General features: G+C 71.6%; 20 protein-coding genes. 11 read left to right on the top strand and 9 right to left on the bottom strand.

Features of this window, described 5'->3' with window-relative positions; genetic code table 11:
- Positions 1–413: 413 nt before the first annotated feature.
- Positions 414–1319, bottom strand: coding sequence for a LysR family transcriptional regulator (locus Asi03nite_RS20930; protein ID WP_203682111.1), 906 nt, complete (start codon positions 1317–1319; stop codon positions 414–416).
- Between the two features lie 74 nt (positions 1320–1393).
- On the opposite strand from Asi03nite_RS20930, the gene Asi03nite_RS20925 reads away from it, so the two are divergent.
- Together Asi03nite_RS20925 and Asi03nite_RS20920 are read left to right on the top strand one after the other, a co-directional pair.
- Entirely contained in the window at positions 1394–2776 is a 1383-nt protein-coding gene (locus tag Asi03nite_RS20925; protein ID WP_203682110.1) for an MFS transporter, read from the top strand.
- Positions 2777–3241: 465 nt separating this feature from the next.
- A complete protein-coding gene (locus tag Asi03nite_RS20920) occupies positions 3242–4654 on the top strand; it encodes an NAD-dependent succinate-semialdehyde dehydrogenase (protein WP_203682109.1) in 1413 nt (470 codons plus the stop codon).
- A gap of 81 nt (positions 4655–4735) precedes the next feature.
- Here Asi03nite_RS20920 and Asi03nite_RS20915 read toward each other — a convergent pair whose 3' ends face one another.
- Entirely contained in the window at positions 4736–5239 is a 504-nt protein-coding gene (locus Asi03nite_RS20915) for a GNAT family N-acetyltransferase (protein ID WP_203682108.1), read from the bottom strand.
- Positions 5240–5609: 370 nt separating this feature from the next.
- On the opposite strand from Asi03nite_RS20915, the gene Asi03nite_RS38565 reads away from it, so the two are divergent.
- Positions 5610–5741: a hypothetical protein gene (locus Asi03nite_RS38565; RefSeq protein ID WP_275409485.1), complete on the top strand. Its 132-nt coding sequence runs from the start codon at positions 5610–5612 to the stop codon at positions 5739–5741.
- Positions 5738–6013 carry a hypothetical protein gene (locus tag Asi03nite_RS20910; protein WP_203682107.1) on the top strand — a complete coding sequence of 92 codons (276 nt, stop codon included), beginning with the start codon at positions 5738–5740 and terminating at the stop codon, positions 6011–6013. Before Asi03nite_RS38565 ends, Asi03nite_RS20910 begins: the two co-directional genes overlap by 4 nt.
- A gap of 1 nt (position 6014) precedes the next feature.
- Here Asi03nite_RS20910 and Asi03nite_RS20905 read toward each other — a convergent pair whose 3' ends face one another.
- From Asi03nite_RS20905 to Asi03nite_RS20895, 3 genes are read right to left on the bottom strand one after another with little or no spacing between them, the layout of a single operon-like run.
- A complete protein-coding gene (locus Asi03nite_RS20905) occupies positions 6015–6770 on the bottom strand; it encodes an NYN domain-containing protein (RefSeq protein WP_203682106.1) in 756 nt (251 codons plus the stop codon).
- Between the two features lie 54 nt (positions 6771–6824).
- Positions 6825–8540, bottom strand: coding sequence for a glycerol-3-phosphate dehydrogenase/oxidase (locus Asi03nite_RS20900; protein WP_203682105.1), 1716 nt, complete (start codon positions 8538–8540; stop codon positions 6825–6827).
- A gap of 12 nt (positions 8541–8552) precedes the next feature.
- Positions 8553–8801: a hypothetical protein gene (locus Asi03nite_RS20895; protein ID WP_203682104.1), complete on the bottom strand. Its 249-nt coding sequence runs from the start codon at positions 8799–8801 to the stop codon at positions 8553–8555.
- Between the two features lie 92 nt (positions 8802–8893).
- Here Asi03nite_RS20895 and Asi03nite_RS20890 point away from each other — a divergent pair, with 92 nt between their 5' ends.
- Both Asi03nite_RS20890 and Asi03nite_RS20885 read left to right on the top strand, forming a co-directional pair.
- A complete protein-coding gene (locus Asi03nite_RS20890; protein WP_203682103.1) occupies positions 8894–9655 on the top strand; it encodes an IclR family transcriptional regulator in 762 nt (253 codons plus the stop codon).
- 69 nt (positions 9656–9724) lie between these two features.
- On the top strand, positions 9725–10807 hold the full coding sequence (locus tag Asi03nite_RS20885) for a hypothetical protein (protein ID WP_203682102.1): 1083 nt from the start codon (positions 9725–9727) through the stop codon (positions 10805–10807).
- A gap of 45 nt (positions 10808–10852) precedes the next feature.
- Here the strand turns inward: Asi03nite_RS20885 and Asi03nite_RS20880 are convergent, their stop codons facing one another.
- Positions 10853–11494, bottom strand: coding sequence for a nucleotide sugar dehydrogenase (locus tag Asi03nite_RS20880; protein WP_203682101.1), 642 nt, complete (start codon positions 11492–11494; stop codon positions 10853–10855).
- A 328-nt stretch (positions 11495–11822) separates the two neighbouring features.
- Here Asi03nite_RS20880 and Asi03nite_RS20875 point away from each other — a divergent pair, with 328 nt between their 5' ends.
- Positions 11823–12116, top strand: coding sequence for a hypothetical protein (locus Asi03nite_RS20875; RefSeq protein ID WP_203682100.1), 294 nt, complete (start codon positions 11823–11825; stop codon positions 12114–12116).
- Between the two features lie 193 nt (positions 12117–12309).
- Here Asi03nite_RS20875 and Asi03nite_RS20870 read toward each other — a convergent pair whose 3' ends face one another.
- The gene (locus Asi03nite_RS20870; RefSeq protein ID WP_203682099.1) at positions 12310–12960 is read right to left on the bottom strand and encodes a Tat pathway signal sequence domain protein; all 651 of its coding nucleotides are present in this window, start codon (positions 12958–12960) and stop codon (positions 12310–12312) included.
- Between the two features lie 17 nt (positions 12961–12977).
- Complete coding sequence (locus tag Asi03nite_RS20865) at positions 12978–13874, bottom strand: hypothetical protein (protein WP_203682098.1); 897 nt, start codon at positions 13872–13874, stop codon at positions 12978–12980.
- A gap of 172 nt (positions 13875–14046) precedes the next feature.
- On the opposite strand from Asi03nite_RS20865, the gene Asi03nite_RS20860 reads away from it, so the two are divergent.
- The 4 genes from Asi03nite_RS20860 to Asi03nite_RS20845 all read left to right on the top strand — a co-directional run bounded on the left by Asi03nite_RS20860 (position 14047) and on the right by Asi03nite_RS20845 (position 16809).
- A complete protein-coding gene (locus Asi03nite_RS20860; RefSeq protein WP_203682097.1) occupies positions 14047–14778 on the top strand; it encodes a TetR/AcrR family transcriptional regulator in 732 nt (243 codons plus the stop codon).
- A gap of 153 nt (positions 14779–14931) precedes the next feature.
- Complete coding sequence (locus Asi03nite_RS20855) at positions 14932–15537, top strand: DUF6230 family protein (RefSeq protein WP_203682096.1); 606 nt, start codon at positions 14932–14934, stop codon at positions 15535–15537.
- Between the two features lie 2 nt (positions 15538–15539).
- The gene (locus Asi03nite_RS20850) at positions 15540–16151 is read left to right on the top strand and encodes a DUF6114 domain-containing protein (protein ID WP_275409484.1); all 612 of its coding nucleotides are present in this window, start codon (positions 15540–15542) and stop codon (positions 16149–16151) included.
- A 322-nt stretch (positions 16152–16473) separates the two neighbouring features.
- Positions 16474–16809 (top strand): hypothetical protein, encoded by a 336-nt coding sequence (locus tag Asi03nite_RS20845; protein WP_203682094.1) that lies wholly within the window; start codon positions 16474–16476, stop codon positions 16807–16809.
- A gap of 243 nt (positions 16810–17052) precedes the next feature.
- On the opposite strand, the gene Asi03nite_RS20840 is transcribed toward Asi03nite_RS20845, so the two are convergent.
- Complete coding sequence (locus Asi03nite_RS20840) at positions 17053–17742, bottom strand: glycoside hydrolase family 12 protein (protein ID WP_203682093.1); 690 nt, start codon at positions 17740–17742, stop codon at positions 17053–17055.
- Between the last annotated feature and the right edge of the window lie 334 nt (positions 17743–18076).

Raw genomic sequence — 18076 nt, 5'->3', positions numbered from 1 at the left:
GATCAGTGTCCGTGCGCCGTCCAGTGGGAATGGACGTCCTGGAACTGGTGTCGTCGCGAGCCCTCTGAGGCTCGCGGCGGCCGGTACGAACGACGCACTCATCGGCCGCGATCCGCGCTGCGCGAATAGGGGTCAGTGCATCTCTGCCGCGTATCGCGTGGTGGCGGCACGGAGCGTTCGCGGTGAGGGTGTTGTCCGGGAGCCTGGCCCGACTCGAACGGTGCCGCCATCCTTGGGTTCAGTGACGCGCTTGGGTTCAGTGACGCGCGCTTACCCGGCATCGCGCGCGTTGGGCAAGCCTGGCGCACGACATTACAGCAATATCAGCGGCGCCGCTCCCACCACGCGGCTGCCCAAGGGCGGCGGCTGACATCTGTCAGTGCCGGCTGGCGACCCGGAGGCACGCTGCTTGCTCAGTCGGTTGTCAGGGTGGCGACGGTGGATCGGATCTGGGCGCGGAGCCAGGCGTGGGCGCCGTCGGCGTCGTAACGCTGGTGCCAGGCCATGGCGATCTCCTTGGGCGGGAGATCGAGCGGGGGCTTCAGGGCGACCAGTCCCAGCGCCTGGACCGCACGGTGCCCCAGACGGGCGGGCATCAGGCCGACCAGGTCGGTGCGGGCGACGACGATCAGGGCGGCGCCGAACGTCGGAACGGCCATCGCGACCTGCCGGGTCAGATCCAGCTCGGCCAGGCGGTCGTCGATCGGGCCGGTCAGCTTGCCACGGCGGGAGGCGCTCACGTGGGTCGCGGCCGCGTAGCGCTCGGGCGTCAGCTCACCGCTCGTCAACGGGTGGTCGGCCCGCACGATCGCGGCCATCCGGTCGGTGAACAGGGGCTCGACGACGATCTCCGGTGGGGCGTCCTCGATGACTCCGATGTCCAGATCGGCCTGACCGTCGCGCAGCTGCGCCACGCCCTCGGACGTGGCGTCCTGGCCGAGGAAGCGCAGGCTCACCCCGGGCGCCTCGGCGCGCACCCGAGCCAGCAGCTCGGGGCCGAGCGCGATGGCCACGTCGTCGGCGAGCACGGTGAACACTCGCTGGAGCGCCGCCGGGTCGGGCGGGCCGGGCCGCGTGAAGACCGCGCGGGCACGTTCGACCAGCGCGTGCACCTCGGTGCGCAGCTCCTGGGCGCGTGGGGTGAGGACCATCTGGCGGCCGGAGCGGACCAGGATCGGGTCGCCGATCGCCGCGCGGATCCGGCCCAGCGCACGGCTCGCGGCAGGCTCGGACAGGTGCAGGCGACGGGCGGCGCCGCCGACGCTGCCCTCCTCCAGCAGCGCGTCGAGCGCGGTGAGGAGGTTCAGGTCCAGATTCATATGCGTCTGACGCAACCTTCCTATGCAAAGCATGCATTTGACGTTAGATATGACCGATCCTAGCGTCGGTTTCCATGAGACGTGAGAACTCAACCCTGGCCCTGATGTGCCTGACCGTGCTGACCTTGCAGTCGCTGGTCGCCGGCATCAACCTGGCCATCCCCGAGCTCGCCGCGAGCGACCTGCACGCGGACGCGAGCGACCTGGTCTGGATCGTCGACGCGTACGTGCTGGCCTTCGCCGGGCTGCTCATCCCGGCCGGCGCGCTCGGCGACCGGCTCGGGCGCAAGGGTGTGCTCCTCGCCGGGCTGGCCGTGTTCGGCGCGGCGAACCTGATCAGCGCGCTGGCCCCCAACGTCGCGGTCCTCGAGGCCGGCCGGGCTCTCGGCGGTGTCGCGGCGGCGCTCGCCCAGCCGGCCACGCTCGCGCTGCTGTTGCACACGACCCGGCCGGAACGGCGCCCGCACGCGATCGGCCTGTGGACGGCCTGCATGGGCTTCGGCGGGATGGTCGGCAACCTGGTGGCCGGCGCGGTGCTGCAGTACTTCGACTGGCCCGCCCTGTTCCTCACCTTCGTCCCGGTGGCCGGGCTGCTGGTGGCCGGGGTCGCGGCGTACGTCCCGCGCGCGCCGCGGCATGACGCCTCGACCGACCCGACCGGCACGGCGCTGCTCGTGGGCGGGCTGTTCGCGCTGCTCTACGGCATCATCGAGGGCCCGGAGAAGGGCTGGGCCGACACCGTGGTGCTGGCGTCCTTCGCCACCGGGCTGCTCGTCCTCGCGGCCTTCGCCGGGCACGCGCTGCGGTCCCGCAAGCCCCTGCTCGATCCGCGGATTTTCAAGATTTCGACGGTACGGGCGGGAGCGCTCGGCGTCGCTGCCACGTTCTTCGCGTTGTTCGGGCTGTTCTACGTGAACGCGCAGTTCCTGCAGGACGTCAAGGGGTACTCGACCCTGCTCACCGGTGTGGCGATCGGTCCACTGGCGATCGGGATGGGAGTGGTGTCGCGGCGGGCGGTGCCGCTGGCCCAGCGGTACGGCGCGCGGCCGATCATCGCGGCCGGACTGTCCGTGATCGTCGTCGGCCTCGCGCTGCTCTCCACCGTGGACGGCGGCACGCCGTACCCGGTCTACGCCGTGTACCTGCTGCTCGTGGCGGTCGGGATGGGGCTGTGCGCCCCGGCGCTGACCGGTGGGATCCTCGCCGGGTTGCCGGCCGGCAGCGCCGGGCTGGGTTCGGGGCTGAACTCGGCGGCGCGGGAGGTCGGGGCGGCGCTCGGCGTGGCGGTGATCGGCACGGTGCTCACCTCGCACCACGCGTTGCGCTCGGAGGACGACTTCCTGGCCGGCGTGGCCGTCGGCTACCGGGGGCTGGCCGGCGTGCTCGCGGTCGCGACGGTGGCCGTGGTGGCGATGTGGCCGGCGCCGGCCCGCGCCGCGAAGCGCGTCGCGGCGTAGCGTCGGTGTGCAGTCGAGCAGCCTCGGGACTTCCTCAACAGCGCGGCGGCGTGATCGCGTTGTTGGAGCACGTCGCGCAGGCTGGCGGATCTTGGACTTGGTCGCGTATCCGGTTTTTGGGCGGGCACGCTGGTTGTGCCAGCGGATGTAATCGCCGATCGCCGCATCTTGCTCGGCGTGGGTGCGGTGGTCGGTGCCGTTGAGGGCGAAGTAGCGCAGGGCGGCGAACTCGCCTTCGATCCGGATCAGCCACGAGCTGTAGGCCGGCAGGAACACCAGCTCGACGTCGTTGGCCCGGCAACAGGCCCGGACGGTGGGCCCCGCCCGGGTCGGTAGTACTGCCAATAGACCGGGACGGGCCATGCGTGGTCGGATCAATGGTGTAAATGGTTCGCTCCGGCCAACCGGTCAACGGTTCGCCCAACCTGGGCGGGCCGACGGTTCGCAGTGGGACGGAGCCGCGTGATGACCACAACCCGATCCTCGGTCGCCAGCGTCAACCCCTACAACAACCAGGTGCTGGGCGAGTTCGCGGCGATGTCCGACGAGGCGGTCGACTTCGCTGTCGGGGCGGCGCATGCGGCGTTCCTCGGCTGGCGCCAGACGACGCCCGCCGATCGCGCCGCGATCGTGGGGCGGGCGGGTGAGCTGATGCTGCAACGCCTCGACGAGTTCGCCCAACTCGTGACGCTGGAGATGGGCAAACGCATCACGGAGAGCCGGGACGAAGTGCGGCTCGCCGCCGACATCATGCGGTACTACGGCGAGCGGGGCCCCGGCTTCCTGGCCGACCGGCCGCTGCCCGCGGAGGAGGGGCGGGTGGTGGTGGCCAGTCGGCCGCTCGGCACGCTCCTCGGGATCATGCCGTGGAACTACCCGTGCTATCAGGTGGCCCGGTTCGCCGCGCCGAACCTGGTGGCCGGCAACACCATCCTGCTCAAACACGCCAGCAACTGCCCCCAGTCGGCGCTCGCGCTGGAACGGCTGTTCCGCGACGCGGGCGTGCCGCCCGACGGATACGTCAACATCTTCGTCCCGGGCGGCAAGGTCGGGCGGATCATCGAAAACCCGTTGGTGCGCGGCGTCTCGCTCACGGGCAGCGACCGCGCCGGCGCCAGCGTGGCCGAGCGGGCCGGGCGCAACATCGTCAAAACCGTGCTCGAACTGGGCGGGAGCGATCCGTTCATCGTGCTCGACGCCGAAGACCTCGACCGCACCATTGACGCCGCGGTCACCGCCCGGCTGTCGAACATGGGCCAAAGCTGCGTGAGCCCGAAGCGGTTCATCCTCCTGACCGAGTTCTTCGACCGGTTCGTCGAGGGGGTGCGACAGCGATTCGCCGCGCTCGTCCCCGGAGACCCGATGGACCCGGCCACGACGCTCTCGCCGCTCTCCTCGGAGCAAGCTGCCGAGACCCTCGTCAGCCAGGTCCGGGACACCGTGGCGCAGGGCGCCCGGCTCGTCTCGGGCGGCAGGCGCCTCGACCGACCGGGCGCGTTCGTCCAGGCCACCGTGCTCACCGACGTACGGCCCGGCATGCGCGCTTACTACGAGGAACTGTTCGGCCCGGTAGCCGTGGTGTACCGGGTGGCCAACGAGGACGAGGCGGTCGGATTGGCCAACGACAACCCCTACGGCCTGGGTGCGTCGATCTTCTGCCGGGACCTCGACCGGGCCGGCCGGCTCGCCGAGCGGCTCGACGTCGGCATGGTGTGGATCAACCATCCCACTTCCAGCCGTCCCGAACTTCCCTTCGGCGGGATCAAACGCTCCGGATACGGCCGTGAACTGTCCGACCTCGGAATCCGGGAATTCGTGAACGAGAAGCTGATCCGGGCCTACCCGACAACCGTGGCGGTCGGCTTCGCCGGCGGCTGAACTTGCCCGACGGCGGCTTCGCGGTGCGGGGCAGCAAGGACCCGGACGGCAAGAGCGGATGGCGGCTCCGGCGCGATCCTCTCAAGACTCCGGCACGTATGCCGCTGCGATGGGACTGCGCACCGTCCAGCCGAGAGTGCGATACAGTTCGCGGCCGTCGTCCGTGGCGACGAGCACCCCGGTTCGCATGCCCATCTCGCGTGCATGGTGGCCGAGACTGCGCATTATCGCGCTGCCCAAGCCGCGGCGACGGTGCGCGGGTGAGGTCTCCACCTGGTCGATGACCCCAACGTTGCCAGCGGCTGCCAGTCGACCGGAAGCTGCGATTTCGCCCGTGGGGTCGGTGCAGACGGCGACGGCGACGTCGCCGTCGGTGGAGACTCGCGAGGTGTATGGCACTGACGGCGCGCCACCGACTCCCGTGAACGAAGCGGTCATCAGGTATCCGGTGTCGGCCATCGTCCAACCGTCAGGGAGGGCCCTTTTCAGATCGGTCGGGTCCGCCGCGACTTTGATCCACGTCCCCGGCACGACCTCCCGGCGGCCCAGGTCGGCCAGTGTCCCGTCGTCAGGTGTCCGCAGCACGTAGCGGATGCGATGACCAGCGGTTCCCACATCGATGCGCCAACCCCCGGCCACAACCACTGGTCTGGGGACGCCGCGTGAGACAGCCCAGCCGTGGACCCAAGCGGTTATGAGACCCGGCACGTGAGCGCGTGATGTCGCACTGCCGGTACGGCCCTCGCCGTCCTGATGGTGAGCAGGCATCCGACTTCTCCCTTGGCATGTGGCCGCCCGGCGGCTTGTTGCATATTAGTTGCAACAAGGAAGCGTCGCGTCGATGGCATCCGGAACTTCCGCCATCCTCGGGAGGCTCGGCGGTCAGTCGGGCTACGCGCGTCGGTTCGGATGCTCGTCGGTTAGAAGAGCGCGGCACCGGGGCAGTAGAACCGGCATGGCCGTTCTGCTGATCACCGGAGCCGCGGGCGCGCCCGGCGGCATGCCGCGCGAGCGGCCCGGCCATCACGAGTGGCGCCTGACCGGCCGGCACGCCGCCTGCCGGATGGCGGAAGGGATCACGGGATGACCTGGTTGGAGTTCGCGCTGCTGCACACCCCGGCGCCCACCACGGTACGGGTCGCGGTCCGGCGCGGGAACCGCTACGCCGAGCCGACCACTATCGGGCCGTGCGTGGTGAGCCGCAGCCGCACCGTGGTCTTCTGCCCGCCGGATCTCGACGTGCCGCCGGGTTCGCTGGTCACCCTGCCGACCGGCCGGACCACCCGGGTCCGCTCGGCCTGCCACCTGGACGCCCACGGCTACCAGCTGCCCGGCCACCTGCAGCTGGACCTGGAGTGAGTCAGGAGCGCCGCCGCCGGTCGCGGACGAAGATGACGGTGGACCGGCGCTCGGACTCGAACAGCCCGGTGGCCGTCAGCAGGTCGCTCAGCTTGGTGTAACCCCAGTTCCGGGCGTCGAAGTCGGGGCTCTGCTTGATCAGGATGTGGCCGACCGCGGCGAGTGGCGCCCAGCCGTCGTCGTCGGAGGCCGCCTCGACGGCGTTGCGGAGCTTGTTCACCAGGGCGCTGTCCGATTTCAGGCGGACGCCGGCCACCGGGGAGCGGGTCGCCGCGGGGGCGTCGGCCGGTTCCGCGGGGCTGTGCGGGGCGATCAGGTTCTCGGTGTAGATGAACTTGTCGCACGCCGCCACGAACGGTTTCGGCGTCTTGCGCTCGCCGAAGCCGTACACGATCAGGCCGGACTCCCGGATCCGCGCGGCCAGCCGGGTGAAGTCGCTGTCGCTGGAGACGATGCAGAAGCCGTCGAGCCGCCCGGAGTACAGCAGATCCATCGCGTCGATCACCATCGCCGCGTCTGTGGCGTTCTTGCCGGTGGTGTACGCGAACTGCTGGATCGGCTGGATGCTGTACGCCAGCAGGTGCTCCTTCCACCCGCGCAGGTTCGTCGCGGTCCAGTCGCCGTAGGCCCGCTTGACGTGCGCCGTCCCGTACTTCGCGACCTCGGCGAGCAGCCCCTCGACGATCGCCGGCTGGGCGTTGTCCGCGTCCACCAGCACGGCCAGCCGGGCCGCGCTCTCGTTGCTGCTGACTGTCATCGGACCTCCCGCGGTGACCGGCCCGACTTTACCCGGGCCGATCACCGCGAAGCGTCACGCGGCCAGCGGCGCGATCTCCGGCGCGCCGCGGCGGGTGGCGTCGGCGCTCGCGTCGTCCGGCTGTTCCTGGGCGGCCAGCTCGGCTACCACGCGGGCCTCGTACCGGGAGATCTCCTTCTCGGTCTCGGCCGCGTCCCAGCCGAGAGGCCCGGCGATCAGCCGTGCGGTGGTCCGGGCCGCGGCCACGCCGCGGTCCGCGGTCTCGATCGAGATGCGGGTACGGCGGGTCAGCACGTCCTCCAGGTGCCGCGCCCCCTCGTGCGTCACCGCGTACACGGCTTCCGCCTGGAGATGGTCCGGCGCCCCGTCGAGCGGCTCGCCCAGCGCCGGATCGTCCGCCACCAGCGCGAGCACCTCGTCGATGAGCGTCCCGTAGCGGCGCAGCAGGTGCTCCACCCGGGCCACGCCGAGCCCGGCCGAGCGGGCCAGCAGCGCCCGCCGGTTCCACGCGGCCCGGTACCCGTCCGCGCCGAGCAGCGGCACCTGCTCGGTGCACGACGCAGGCACCCGGGCGTGCAGCTGCGCGGCCGCCGCGTCCACCGCGTCCCGGGCCATCACCCGGTACGTCGTGTACTTCCCGCCGGCCACCACCACCATCCCGGGCGCCGGCGTGCCCACCGCGTGCTCGCGGGACAGCTTGGCGGTGCTGTCCGCCTCGGCCGACAGCAGCGGGCGCAGACCGGCGTACACCCCTTGCACGTCGTCCCTGGTCAACGGTGTGGCCAGGGACTTGTTCAGCTCGTCGAGCAGGTAGTCCACGTCGGCGCGGGACGCCGCCGGGTGGGCCTTGTCCAGGTCCCACGCGGTGTCCGTGGTCCCGATGATCCAGTGCCGGTCCCACGGGATCACGAAGAGCACGCTCTTCGCGGTGCGCAGGATCATCCCGGTGTGCCCGGCGATCTTCTCGCGCGGCACCACGAGGTGGATGCCCTTGCTCGCGGTGATCCGGAACTGGGCCCGCTCGCCGTCGAGCAGCGCCTGGCTGTTCCCGGTCCACACGCCTGTCGCGTTGATCACGGTGCGCGCCCGGACGGTCAGTTCCGCACCGGTCTCGGCGTCCCGGGCCCGCACGCCGGCGACCCGGCGGCCGTCCCGCAGGAAGCCGGTCACCTCGGTGCGCGACGCCACGTGCGCGCCGTGCGCGGCCGCCGTGCGGACCAGGAACATGGTGTGCCGCGCGTCGTCGACCTGCGCGTCGTAGTAGCGGATCGCGCCGACCAGCGATTCCGGCCGCAGCGACGGGAACGCCTTCAGCGCCTCGGTCCGGCTCAGGTGCCGGTGCGTCGGCAGGCCGGCGCCGATGCTGCCGGAGAGCGCGAGCGTGTCGTAGAGCGCGACGCCGACGCCGACGTAGAGCCGCTCCCACGCGCGGTGTTGCAGCGGGTAGAGGAACGGCACCGGGCGCACCAGGTGCGGGGCGAGCCGCTGGATCAGCAGGCCACGCTCCTTGAGCGCCTCCCGGACCAGCGCGAAATCGAGCATCTCCAGGTAGCGCAGGCCGCCGTGGATCAGCTTGCTGGACCTGCTGGAGGTGCCGCTGGCGAAGTCGCGGGCCTCCAGCAGGCCGACCGACAGCCCGCGGGTGGCCGCGTCCAGGGCCGCCCCGGCGCCGACCACGCCGGCGCCGACGACCAGCACGTCCAACTCCTCGTCCGACATGGCTCGCAGGGCTGCCGCACGCGACTGCGACGAGATCACTCCGGTGTTCATGAAAGATCCTTCCTAGACCCGGTCGAGGGTGCGTCCGGCTGCCGCTTCCCAGCGGGAGATTCCTTCGGTACGGCGGTCCGCCGCCCGGGACGGCTGCCGGCGCCGGTCCTCGTGGCGGTTGGCGCGCAGCTCGTCCTCGCAGCGCCGGGACCCGACGGCCGGACTGGCCGGGTACGCCGTGGTCTCGGACCCGGCCCGGTCGAAGATGATGAGGCGCGTGCTGGTGGTGCCCTGATCGATCGCGCCGACGAAGTCCGCCACGCTGCCTCCCCCTCCGCCGGATGGTGCCCTGTCCGCGACGCTAGGAACCGAACCGGCCCCCGGCAACGGCAGGCGTGCGACAATGTCGCACGATGCCCGGTCTGATCCAATCCATCGAACGCTCGTCGGCCGTCCTGCGGCTGCTCGCCACCGGCCCCGGCCGGCTGCGGGTCAAGGAGATCGCCGACGCTCTCGGCCTGCCCAAGTCCACCGCGCAGAGCATCCTGCGCACGCTCACCCACATCGGCTTCGCCGAACAGGATCCGCGTACGGCCCGGTACCGGCTCGGCCGTGCCCTGCTCGACCTCGGGTCCACCGGGCTGGACGCCAACGAGCTGCGTGCCCGCGCGCTGAACTGGGCCGACGCGCTCGCCTCCCGCAGCGGCGAGGAGGTGCACGTGGGCGCGTTGCGCGACGGCGGCGTGCTGGTCGTGCACCACGTCTTCCGGCCGGACGACTCGGCCCAGTCGATGGACACCGGGCGGGTGGTGCCGCCGCACGCCACAGCGCTGGGGCAGGTGCTGCTCGCCTACCAGGCGGCGGCCGCGGAGGACGCCGTGGCGGCGGGGCTCACGGCGTACACCCGGGGCACCGTGACCAACCGCCGGGACCTGGCCCGGCAGTTGGCCGCCACCCGCGCGCAGGGGTGGGCGCTCTCGGTCGAGCAGTGGCAGCCGGGGCGGGCGGGGATCGCCGCGCCGCTGCGGACCTTCGGCGGCCTGGTGGCCGGGGCGATCGGGGTGAGCGGGCCGGTCGAGCGGCTCTGCGACACCCGGCGGCAGGCCCGGCCGGCGCTGGTGGAGCACGTGGTGGCGGCGGCCCGGTCGATCTCGCGAGACCTGGCCGGGTCGTGACCGATCGATTCGTCCCGGCGCATGTCCGAAAATGATCCGGCATGCGGGGCCCGGGTAAGATCGGGAGGTGTGAGCCGCCTGATCCTCGACGACGACACCGGGATCGACGGGCGCGGAATCGTGCGCGACGACGTCGTCGCGGAGTGGGGGCCACCGCCCGGTCCCCTCGACTGGGCTGTCGAGGACTGGCAGCCGGAGCCGGAGATCGTGGCGTGGGCCCGGCTCGGCCCGTGGGAGGCGGTCCTGGCCAGGATCGGCCGGCACGCCCAGCTCGGCGTCCGCCGCGACGGCCGCCGGCCGGACTGGCACGGCCTCAGCAAGTCGCCCGACGACATGAACCGCGGCATGGTCGGCAGCACCCTGCTCGCGCCCGGCCGCCTGGCCGACGTCACCGCGGTCACCCGGCGTGACGAGTTCACCGGCATCCAGGTCCAGGGCGCCGAGCGTGTCCAGCAGATGGTCGTGCCGCGGATCGTCGAGCACCCGCCGGGCGAGGAGCTCGATCCGGCGCAGGCCCGCCACGCCGTCACCACGGCCGCGGCGCAGGCGCCGGGCGCACCCCTGGACCTGCCCGCGGAGCTGACCCGTGAGCTGCTGCACCGGCTGCGCCGCACGCCCACCGAGGTGGTCCGGATCGCGGTCGGCCTGCGGGTGGCCGAGACCTGGCGCCTTCCGGACGGCTTCGAGATCCCGGTGGTCTACGATGTCGCGCCGGGCACGGCCCAGGGGTACGTCCTCGACGAGGACACCGGCGCGGCCCTGACCACGCTGCACGCCTGCCGCAACCATCACCTCGCCGGCGCTCTGGCGTGGTGCGCGCACTGTCTGAACCCGACCTGCGCGGCCTGTTCCGAGTCGGTCCGTCCGTGCCGGCTCTGCCAGGGCGCGGTGTGCGGCGACTGCCTGGCGACCCCGGACGGCCGCTGCCCGGCCTGCGCCCGCCTGGCCAAGGTCGGCAGGTTCGCCCGGGGCCGGTACGGGGTCTCCGCGGGCGGCTCGGCGTGGCACAGCGAGGTGCCCAACGTTCAGGTCACCGTCCGTCAGGAACGCAACTACTGGACCGTGGAGCGGTGGGACCGCTACGGGCGTGTCACGGTCCCGCTCGACCCGCATACCGTCCAGGCGCTGCGGGGCTGGCTCTCCGCGAGATGAGGGTGGAACGCCCCGGAGACAACGACGAGAGCCAGCCGGGCTCGGTCAGGCGGACCGGCGCTCGGCCGGGCCGGCCAGGTTCGCCGCCTCCGCCTCCTCGGCGGTCGCGCACGTGACGACGACGTCGTGCGTGGTGCGCAGGAACGCCGCCGCGGCCAGCGCCGACCTGCGGTCGACGCCGCCGGCCAGCTTCGCCCGGCCGGTGCGCTCCGGAGAGAAGGCCAGATAGAACCGGGCGCTGCTGCGCGCGGCGAGCGCTTCCTGGAAGGCGCCGCGGGTGGTGCCGGGAGAAACCCACGATTCGAGTACGACCAGATCGTGGTCCCGCAGATGCCCGGCGATCGTGTCCGCGGCGGCCAGCACCGGCCCCAGGTCGGGCCGGCCGCGCCGGAGCGGGACCGGCGCCGCCACCAGGTAGACGTCGCACCCGGCCAGCCAGGCCGGATCGTCGGTGGCGTGGTAGCGCCCGGTCTCGTGCATCGCCACGAGCTCGTCGCCGAGCGGTGACCGCCCCGCGCGCAGCCGGGCGATCCGCCCGGGATCGTGGTCGAAGCCGGCGACGGTGTGCCCGGCGGCTACCGCCGCGCGGGCCAGGGACAGTCCGGCACGGTCCTGCCCGACGACGGCGACGCGGTGGCGGTGCGTGGCCGGCCCGGATGGTGTGGTGCTGATGGCGGTGCTCCTCACCGTCGGATCGAAATCTGACGAGAAAGAACCATAGGCCGGTTCGGCTCTGTCGGTAATCGCTCTCACGTGGTCCACCGAACGGGCGCCGGCGCACCGTCCGGGCGATTCGGCGGTCGGGTTCCGGTCAGAGACTTGAGTCCCGGATGTCACTGACCGTGCGGGTGACCGTTTGATCTCAGGGTGGTCGCGGGTGACCTGCGGCCTTGACAGCGGAGCCGCAAATCAGCAGGGTGGAGCGCCTAGGCCTGTTGATCTCGGACGTCTTGCGCACCACGCCCTCCGGCAACACGCCAGTCGGCAGACGGTTACACACGGTGAGGGGACCGGGATGGAACTGCACCCACAGGACTACGACGACCTGATGCACGGCCAGTCGATGGTCGAGATCTGGCGGCGCAGCGACCACGCGGCCGCGGTGGCCGCCGAGCTGATGAGGCTGCACGGCGGCACGGTGCCGATGAGCGAGCTGCTCTGGGCCGGCGCCGAGGCGTTCCTTCCGCGCCAGTGGAAGGCGGGACGGGCCGCCGAACCCGCCGTGGCGGCCGCCGAGGTGTACGAGCGGTGGCGCCGCCTGCACGAGCGCCGCCTCCGCCGCCAGATGGAAGCCGACGGCAAGAGCTGACACCGGCGGCCGGGACGACGGTCAGTGGCGGCGCTCGGGTGCGCTCGTCGCCCCGGGACCGGGCCTTCGCGATCACCGACCGGTCCCGGGCGCGCGGCACGATGGTGCCACGCATTCCGGCCTGTGGCGGTGTGCCCCCGCGAGCAGCGGGGAGCCGGCGACCGCCGTGGGGGACAGCGGTCGCCGACCGGCCTCAACTGACGACGACCGGGAGCCCGCCGGCGGTCACCACCGGGGTGTACCTGGCGGTGAAGTAGCCGTTGGGGACGCAGGCCGCCGGCCCGCTGGTCTTGTTGAACTGCTGGTCGGTGAAGGCGATCGAGTTGTCGGTGTTGTCCGCGACGCCGGTGATGCTGTTCCCGTTCGCCACGAAGACGCAGGTCACCGAGCCGAGCAAGGACCTGAGGTTCAGCGTCGCGGAGATCGGCGCGGTGGCCGTGCCGGTCACCGTCACGGTCCCGTCGCTGGCGACAGTGGTGGCGTACGGCTGGTTGTTGATCGTGACGCTGTTGACGCCGGTGACCCCCGGGACGCCGCTGACCGTGCAGTTGGAGACGGCCAGGGTGGACCCGAGGGTGGCGGCGCCGGGCGCGACCGGGTTGCCGGTCACCACGGCGCTGAAGCTGGACGTGTTGCACTTCATGCCGTTCGCGCCGGCCGGCGCGGTGGCGAAGACCGCCTGGGCGCCGGGGACGATGCTGGCCGAGATGGTCTCGCCGGTCGCGACGGCCTGGCCGCCGGCGGTCAGCACGCTGACGTCGTCGGCCAGGGCCGGGGCGGTGGTGGCCAGCAGCGAGATGACGGCGCCGGTGACGGCTGCCGCGGCGATGCGGTTGCTGTGCATGGGGGTGTGCACCTTTCCTAGGAGGCGGCGAGCGCCTGGGTGAGGTCGTCCAGGCTGGGGGAGACGGCGAACGTGGTGTTGTTGCCGCTGAACTCGACGGCGTTGCGGCCGGCCGCCGAGGGCAGGCCGAAGGCCAGGTTGATCAGGCCGTCCAGGCTGCCGGGGATCAGCCCGCAGCCGTTCGCCTTCGGCACCGGGTAGGCGTTGTCGACGAGCGTCGCGCCGGTGAAGCCGACGCCGAGCGTCTCGAAGCCGTTCGGGTCCGGTTCGATGGTGATGTTCCCGGCGTTGCCGGTGACCGGCTTGTTCGGGGCCGGCGGGTGCGTGGTGCCGGTGGTCGGGCTGAAGTTGATCGGGCTGCTGTCCGATCCGATGTAGCACCTGGTGCCGAAGAGCGCGTTGTACAGGTGCAGCTTGACCGGCAGGACGAAGACCGGGGTGTCCTCACCGGTGGCCAGCGGGACGAAGCCGGTGATCGGACCGGCCAGCTCGACCTGCGCGAAGACGCTGGTCACGCCGGGGATCAGGTTGGCGATGCCGGGGATGGCGACCTGCAGCGGCTTGGCGACCAGGGTCTTGCCCCGAGGCGCCGGGACGGTGGAGTAGACGTTGGCGACGGTGCCGTCCGGGAACTCGCGGACCGGCCCGCCGGCCGGCCAGTAGACACCGAACTGGATGGTGATCGGGCTGGTCAGTGGCACGACGTTGGAGCCGATCGTGACGCTGCCGCCGTTGGTCACCGAGTGGACGCAGCCCACCTGCAGGTTCGTCGGGTCCCGCAGGGCGGCCGAGCTGAGCGGGCAGTTCTCCAGGCCGTCGTAGGTCGCGGCCCGGGCGGGCGCCGGGGTGAGGGCCACCACCACCGCCGCGGAGGCGATCGTGGCCAGGACGGATTTCAGCCGTGACGCTTTCATGGCGCCACTCCTTCTCGGGGCTCGCTGGGACGGGGCCCGGCCGTTTCCGCAGCGTTCCGGGGCTTGAGTGGGAGGCGATACTGGTGGGACCGCCTCGTGCACCATCGAGGTCCGTACCTCACGGTATGAGAAACCTCAGCGGTATGCCATGTCAAGACATTGAGGTACGACGATGAAGAATCCGGTTGTCAGTCCGCTCCCGGGAGCTCGTGCCGGGCGTGACCCGGCGCGGGCGATCAAGCGCGGCCCGCGCTCGATGACGCCCGAGGCGGTCGCCGCGACCCAGCGGGAACGCCTGCACGACGCGCTGGTGCACACGGTCGCCGAGAAGGGCTGGGCGAACGCCCGGGTCAGCGACATCTGCGCGGCGGCCGGGGTGACCCGGCCGGCGTTCTACGCGCTCTTCGCCGGCAAGGAGGACGCGTTCCTGGACACCTACCGGCACGGGACCGGCGTGGTGCTGCGGCTGATGGACGAGGCGTACGCGTCGGCCGGCGACTGGCGGTCGGGCGCCCGCGCCGCGCTGAAGGTGCTGCTCGACGTGCTGGCCAGCGTGCCGGCGTTCGCCACCATGGCGATCGTGGAGATCGACGCGGCCGGCCCGCTGGCCCGCCGGGAGCGCACCGAGCTGCTGGGCCGCTTCGCCCGGTTCTTCGCCGAGGCGCCGGACGTGCCGGACGGCCTGGTCGACGCCGTGGTCGGCGGGATCTACTCGGCCATCTACGGCCACGTCTGCGCCGGCCGGGTTGCCGCGCTACCGGAGCTGCTGCCGACGCTCGGCTACTTCATGATGGCGCCGTTCGTGGGCCGTGACGCGGCGGCCGCCGAGCTGGTCGAACGGCCCGCGGGGGAGCGGGTCGTCGCCCCGTGCGCCACGTTGGATACCGGCGAGGTTTTTCACTGACTGGAACGCGCCCCGCTCCGCTTGACGCCCGACGTTACCGCGGCGTAACTTCCTCGAAATCCATCGAGAGACGCCAATCGCGACGGCCCCGGGCGGCATCCGCAGTGCTCGCACCGGTGGCGGTCGCGCCGCGCCAGGCGCAAGGGAGAGTGCATGTCTGTGAGAACTCACGGCCGGACCCGCTGGCGCCGGTTCACCGCGATGCTCGTCACCGGCCTCGCGGCCACCACCGGGCTGATCCTGCTGACCGGCAAGGGGGTGCTCGCGGCCTCCTTCTCGATCTCCGGGATGCCGTTCACGGTCACCTCGCCGAGGTTGCACGGATACGGGTTCGAGCAGTACGCGGAGATGGACCACATGGCTGAGGGCAGCCCCAACGAGGGGGACACCGGCGGGCAGGTGCTCGTCATCGTCTCCGCGGTGCGGGACGCCCAGCTGGACGGGTTGTGCCAGAGCATCGCGCTCGGCGGCATCAACCTGAGGCTCACCGCCGGCAGCGCGACCAACAAGGTCACCGCTGACACGCTCGTCGTCGACTCCGACCTGATCAGCGCGAACGCCGACTTCAAGGCGATCGACATCGGTCAGGACGCCAGCACGCTGGACCGGGTCCCGGGCAAGAAGGGCGCCATCGGGGTCTTCGGCCAGCAGGCCGAGGAGGTCACGCTGACCAACCTGCGGCAGAACAACTACGCCACCACGGCCGCCACGTTCCACCTGCCGGGCCTGCGTATGGCGTTCACCTCGGACGGCTGCTGAGCATGTCCGGCATCGCGCACCACCGGTCCTCGCCGGGCGTCCGCGCCCGGCGGGCCTGGCGCGACTGGCGCCGCAGCCGCCCGTTCTGGGGCGGCCTGCTGGTGCTGATCGGCGGCGTGGAGATCCTGATGACGGTGTGGGCGCCGCTCGGCGTGGTGCTGCACGTGGGCATGCAGAACTTCATCGGCTATCTGGTGCCGCTGGTGATCATCATGCTGGGCCTGTTGATCTGGTTCCACCCGGCTCAGCGGATCTTCTATTCGCTGATCGCGATGGTGCTGGCGCTCGGTTCCTTCCTCACCTCGAACATGGGTGGATTCATCCTCGGGCTGCTGTTCACCGTGATCGGCGCGGCGCTGGCATTCGCCTGGTCGGACTCCGTCGGTGAGAAATCCGCCCGGGAAAGGCCGGACCATTCCCCGGAAAGATCTGCCGACGGTAGGCCTGACCATTCCCCGGAAAGATCTGCCGACGATAGGCCGGACCATTCCGTGGGAAGATCTGCCGACGATGGATCGGACCATTTCCTGGAAGGGTCCGGCGCGGAAACGGCGGACCTTTCCGGAGAGCGGCCGGCCGGGAGGCGGGATACCGGGGTCCGGTCCGCGGAATAGGTGGTCCTATTTCTTCTCCCGGATCACCGCGGCCGGCGCCGAGCGGATCGGCGCCGGCCGCGCCGCACGTCAACGGCTCCCGCCGGCACCTCGCCGGGATAGCGGTCCCTCCGCACGCGTATTCGTTCCGCGATCATACCGGCAACCTGCCCCGGCTACGGCGATTGGTTGCCCGGACTGGGCCGAAAAGACGACCCGAGCTGGGGCGAAAAGCGGAAATCATCGCGGAAAATCGGGTTCCCCTGCGATCCGGAATGGGTGGCGTAAGTTTTTTGCAGGAGCCGGGCGATCGCCCGGGACGTCATTCAGGGGGAGACTGACGATGAACATTCGCAAAATGAGCGCGGCGACCGGAGCCCTGCTGTTCCTCGGCGGGATCGGCATGGTGCAGGGCTTCGGCGCCTCACCGGCCGCGGCCGCGCCCGCGTCCACCACGGTGGTGGCCAGCGACGTCACCGCCGGCCAGCAGGCCGGCTACCGTGACTACCGGCAGGGCTACCGGGACGGCCGCTCCGACGGCTGGCTCCAGGCCAAGCGGGACTGCCGCTCCGTCGTTCCGTACCTGAGCTCGCGCCGGAACAACATCGACTACGTCGACGGTTACGAGGACGGCTACCGTACCGGCTTCCGCGAGGGCTACCGCGAGTACTGCGACTGACGACGGCAGGCAAGACGCGAGGCGGGCGCGCGCTGTGCCCGCCTCGTCCCATGTCGCGGGCGGCGGCAGGTGCGCCGGCCGCCCGCCGTCCCGAGCCCGCGGCGCGGATTGCCGTGCCGGTGTTCGCCCCGGCGCGCGATACCTGCCGCGGGCTCCGCAGGGCTGATCGCCGGCGCGCGGGCTCCGCCGGGTGGCCGGGTGCCGCCGGGTCGCGGCGTGCGGCGGGCCGACGCGTCGTGCGGGTCAGCTGGCCGACGCGGAGTAGCTGTTGGTGACGAAGTTGAGGCCGCCGCTGGCCGAGGTGATCTCGTATCCGAACTGGATGTTGCCCAGCGTGACGTCACCGAACCAGCCGCGGTTCCTGATCCAGTTCAGGACGGCCTTGATGTCGACAGTGCCGGAGTTGGTGTTGCCGGTCCGGACGAACGAGAACACCGCGTTCGCGCCGTTCGATCCGCGGTAGACGTTCCAGGAGTGGCCACCGACCGTGACGCTGGCCTGCAGCGAGCCGATCGGGCCGACCGCCCCCTGCTTGTTCACCCACAACATGATCTCGTACGCGTTGTTGTCCGCCCAGACGTCGTAGGCGGTGGTGTACGCCCCGCCGCCGGGCACTGTCACGTTGAAGCTGCTGGTGGCGCTGCCCAGTGCGCTCAGTCGCCGGTTCACGGCCTTGCTGGCGTTCGGGTACGCCTTCACGCCGCCGGTGTTCGGGTGGTTGGCCCAGACGCCCCAGTTGCTGTACGAGTTCGCCCAGATGCTCTGCGGGCCGGCCCCGCTGCCCCAGATGTTGTTGTACAGCGTGTAACCGCCGTTGCTCCAGGTGGCCCACTGGTCCGACGAGCCCCAGACCGCGGCGTGCGCGGCCCGGGGCGCGACGAGGAGCAGAGCGGCGGCGATCCAGAGGGACGCCGCGATCCGTAGTCTGCGCATGCTAGCGCCTCCTTGGGGGACGGCAGCGCCGGTGCTCGGCTCGTCGAAGCGCTTCGACGACGGGGACGAGCCATCGACGCTGATCGATATGACGTGTCCCCAAACTAGGCGGAGTCCCCATGCTGTGCAACACCCGGGTGGCCACCCCGCCGTTGCGGGACGGGACGCCGCGGCTCGGTCGTGGGCAGCGCCTGCCGTTGCGGCGCCGGACGCCGCGGCTCGGCCGTGGGCAGCGCCCGCCGTTCCGGCGCCGGCCGCGACGGACCGGCCGTCGCGGGTCGCGCGGCTCGGCGGCGAGACGGCGCCCGTCGTCGCGGCGTGTTCCCGCGACTAC

The organism is Actinoplanes siamensis (assembly GCF_016862395.1).
GTDB lineage: Bacteria > Actinomycetota > Actinomycetes > Mycobacteriales > Micromonosporaceae > Actinoplanes > Actinoplanes siamensis.
Note: the sequence above shows the minus strand (reverse complement) of the source record. Positions and strands in the feature narration are given on the sequence as shown.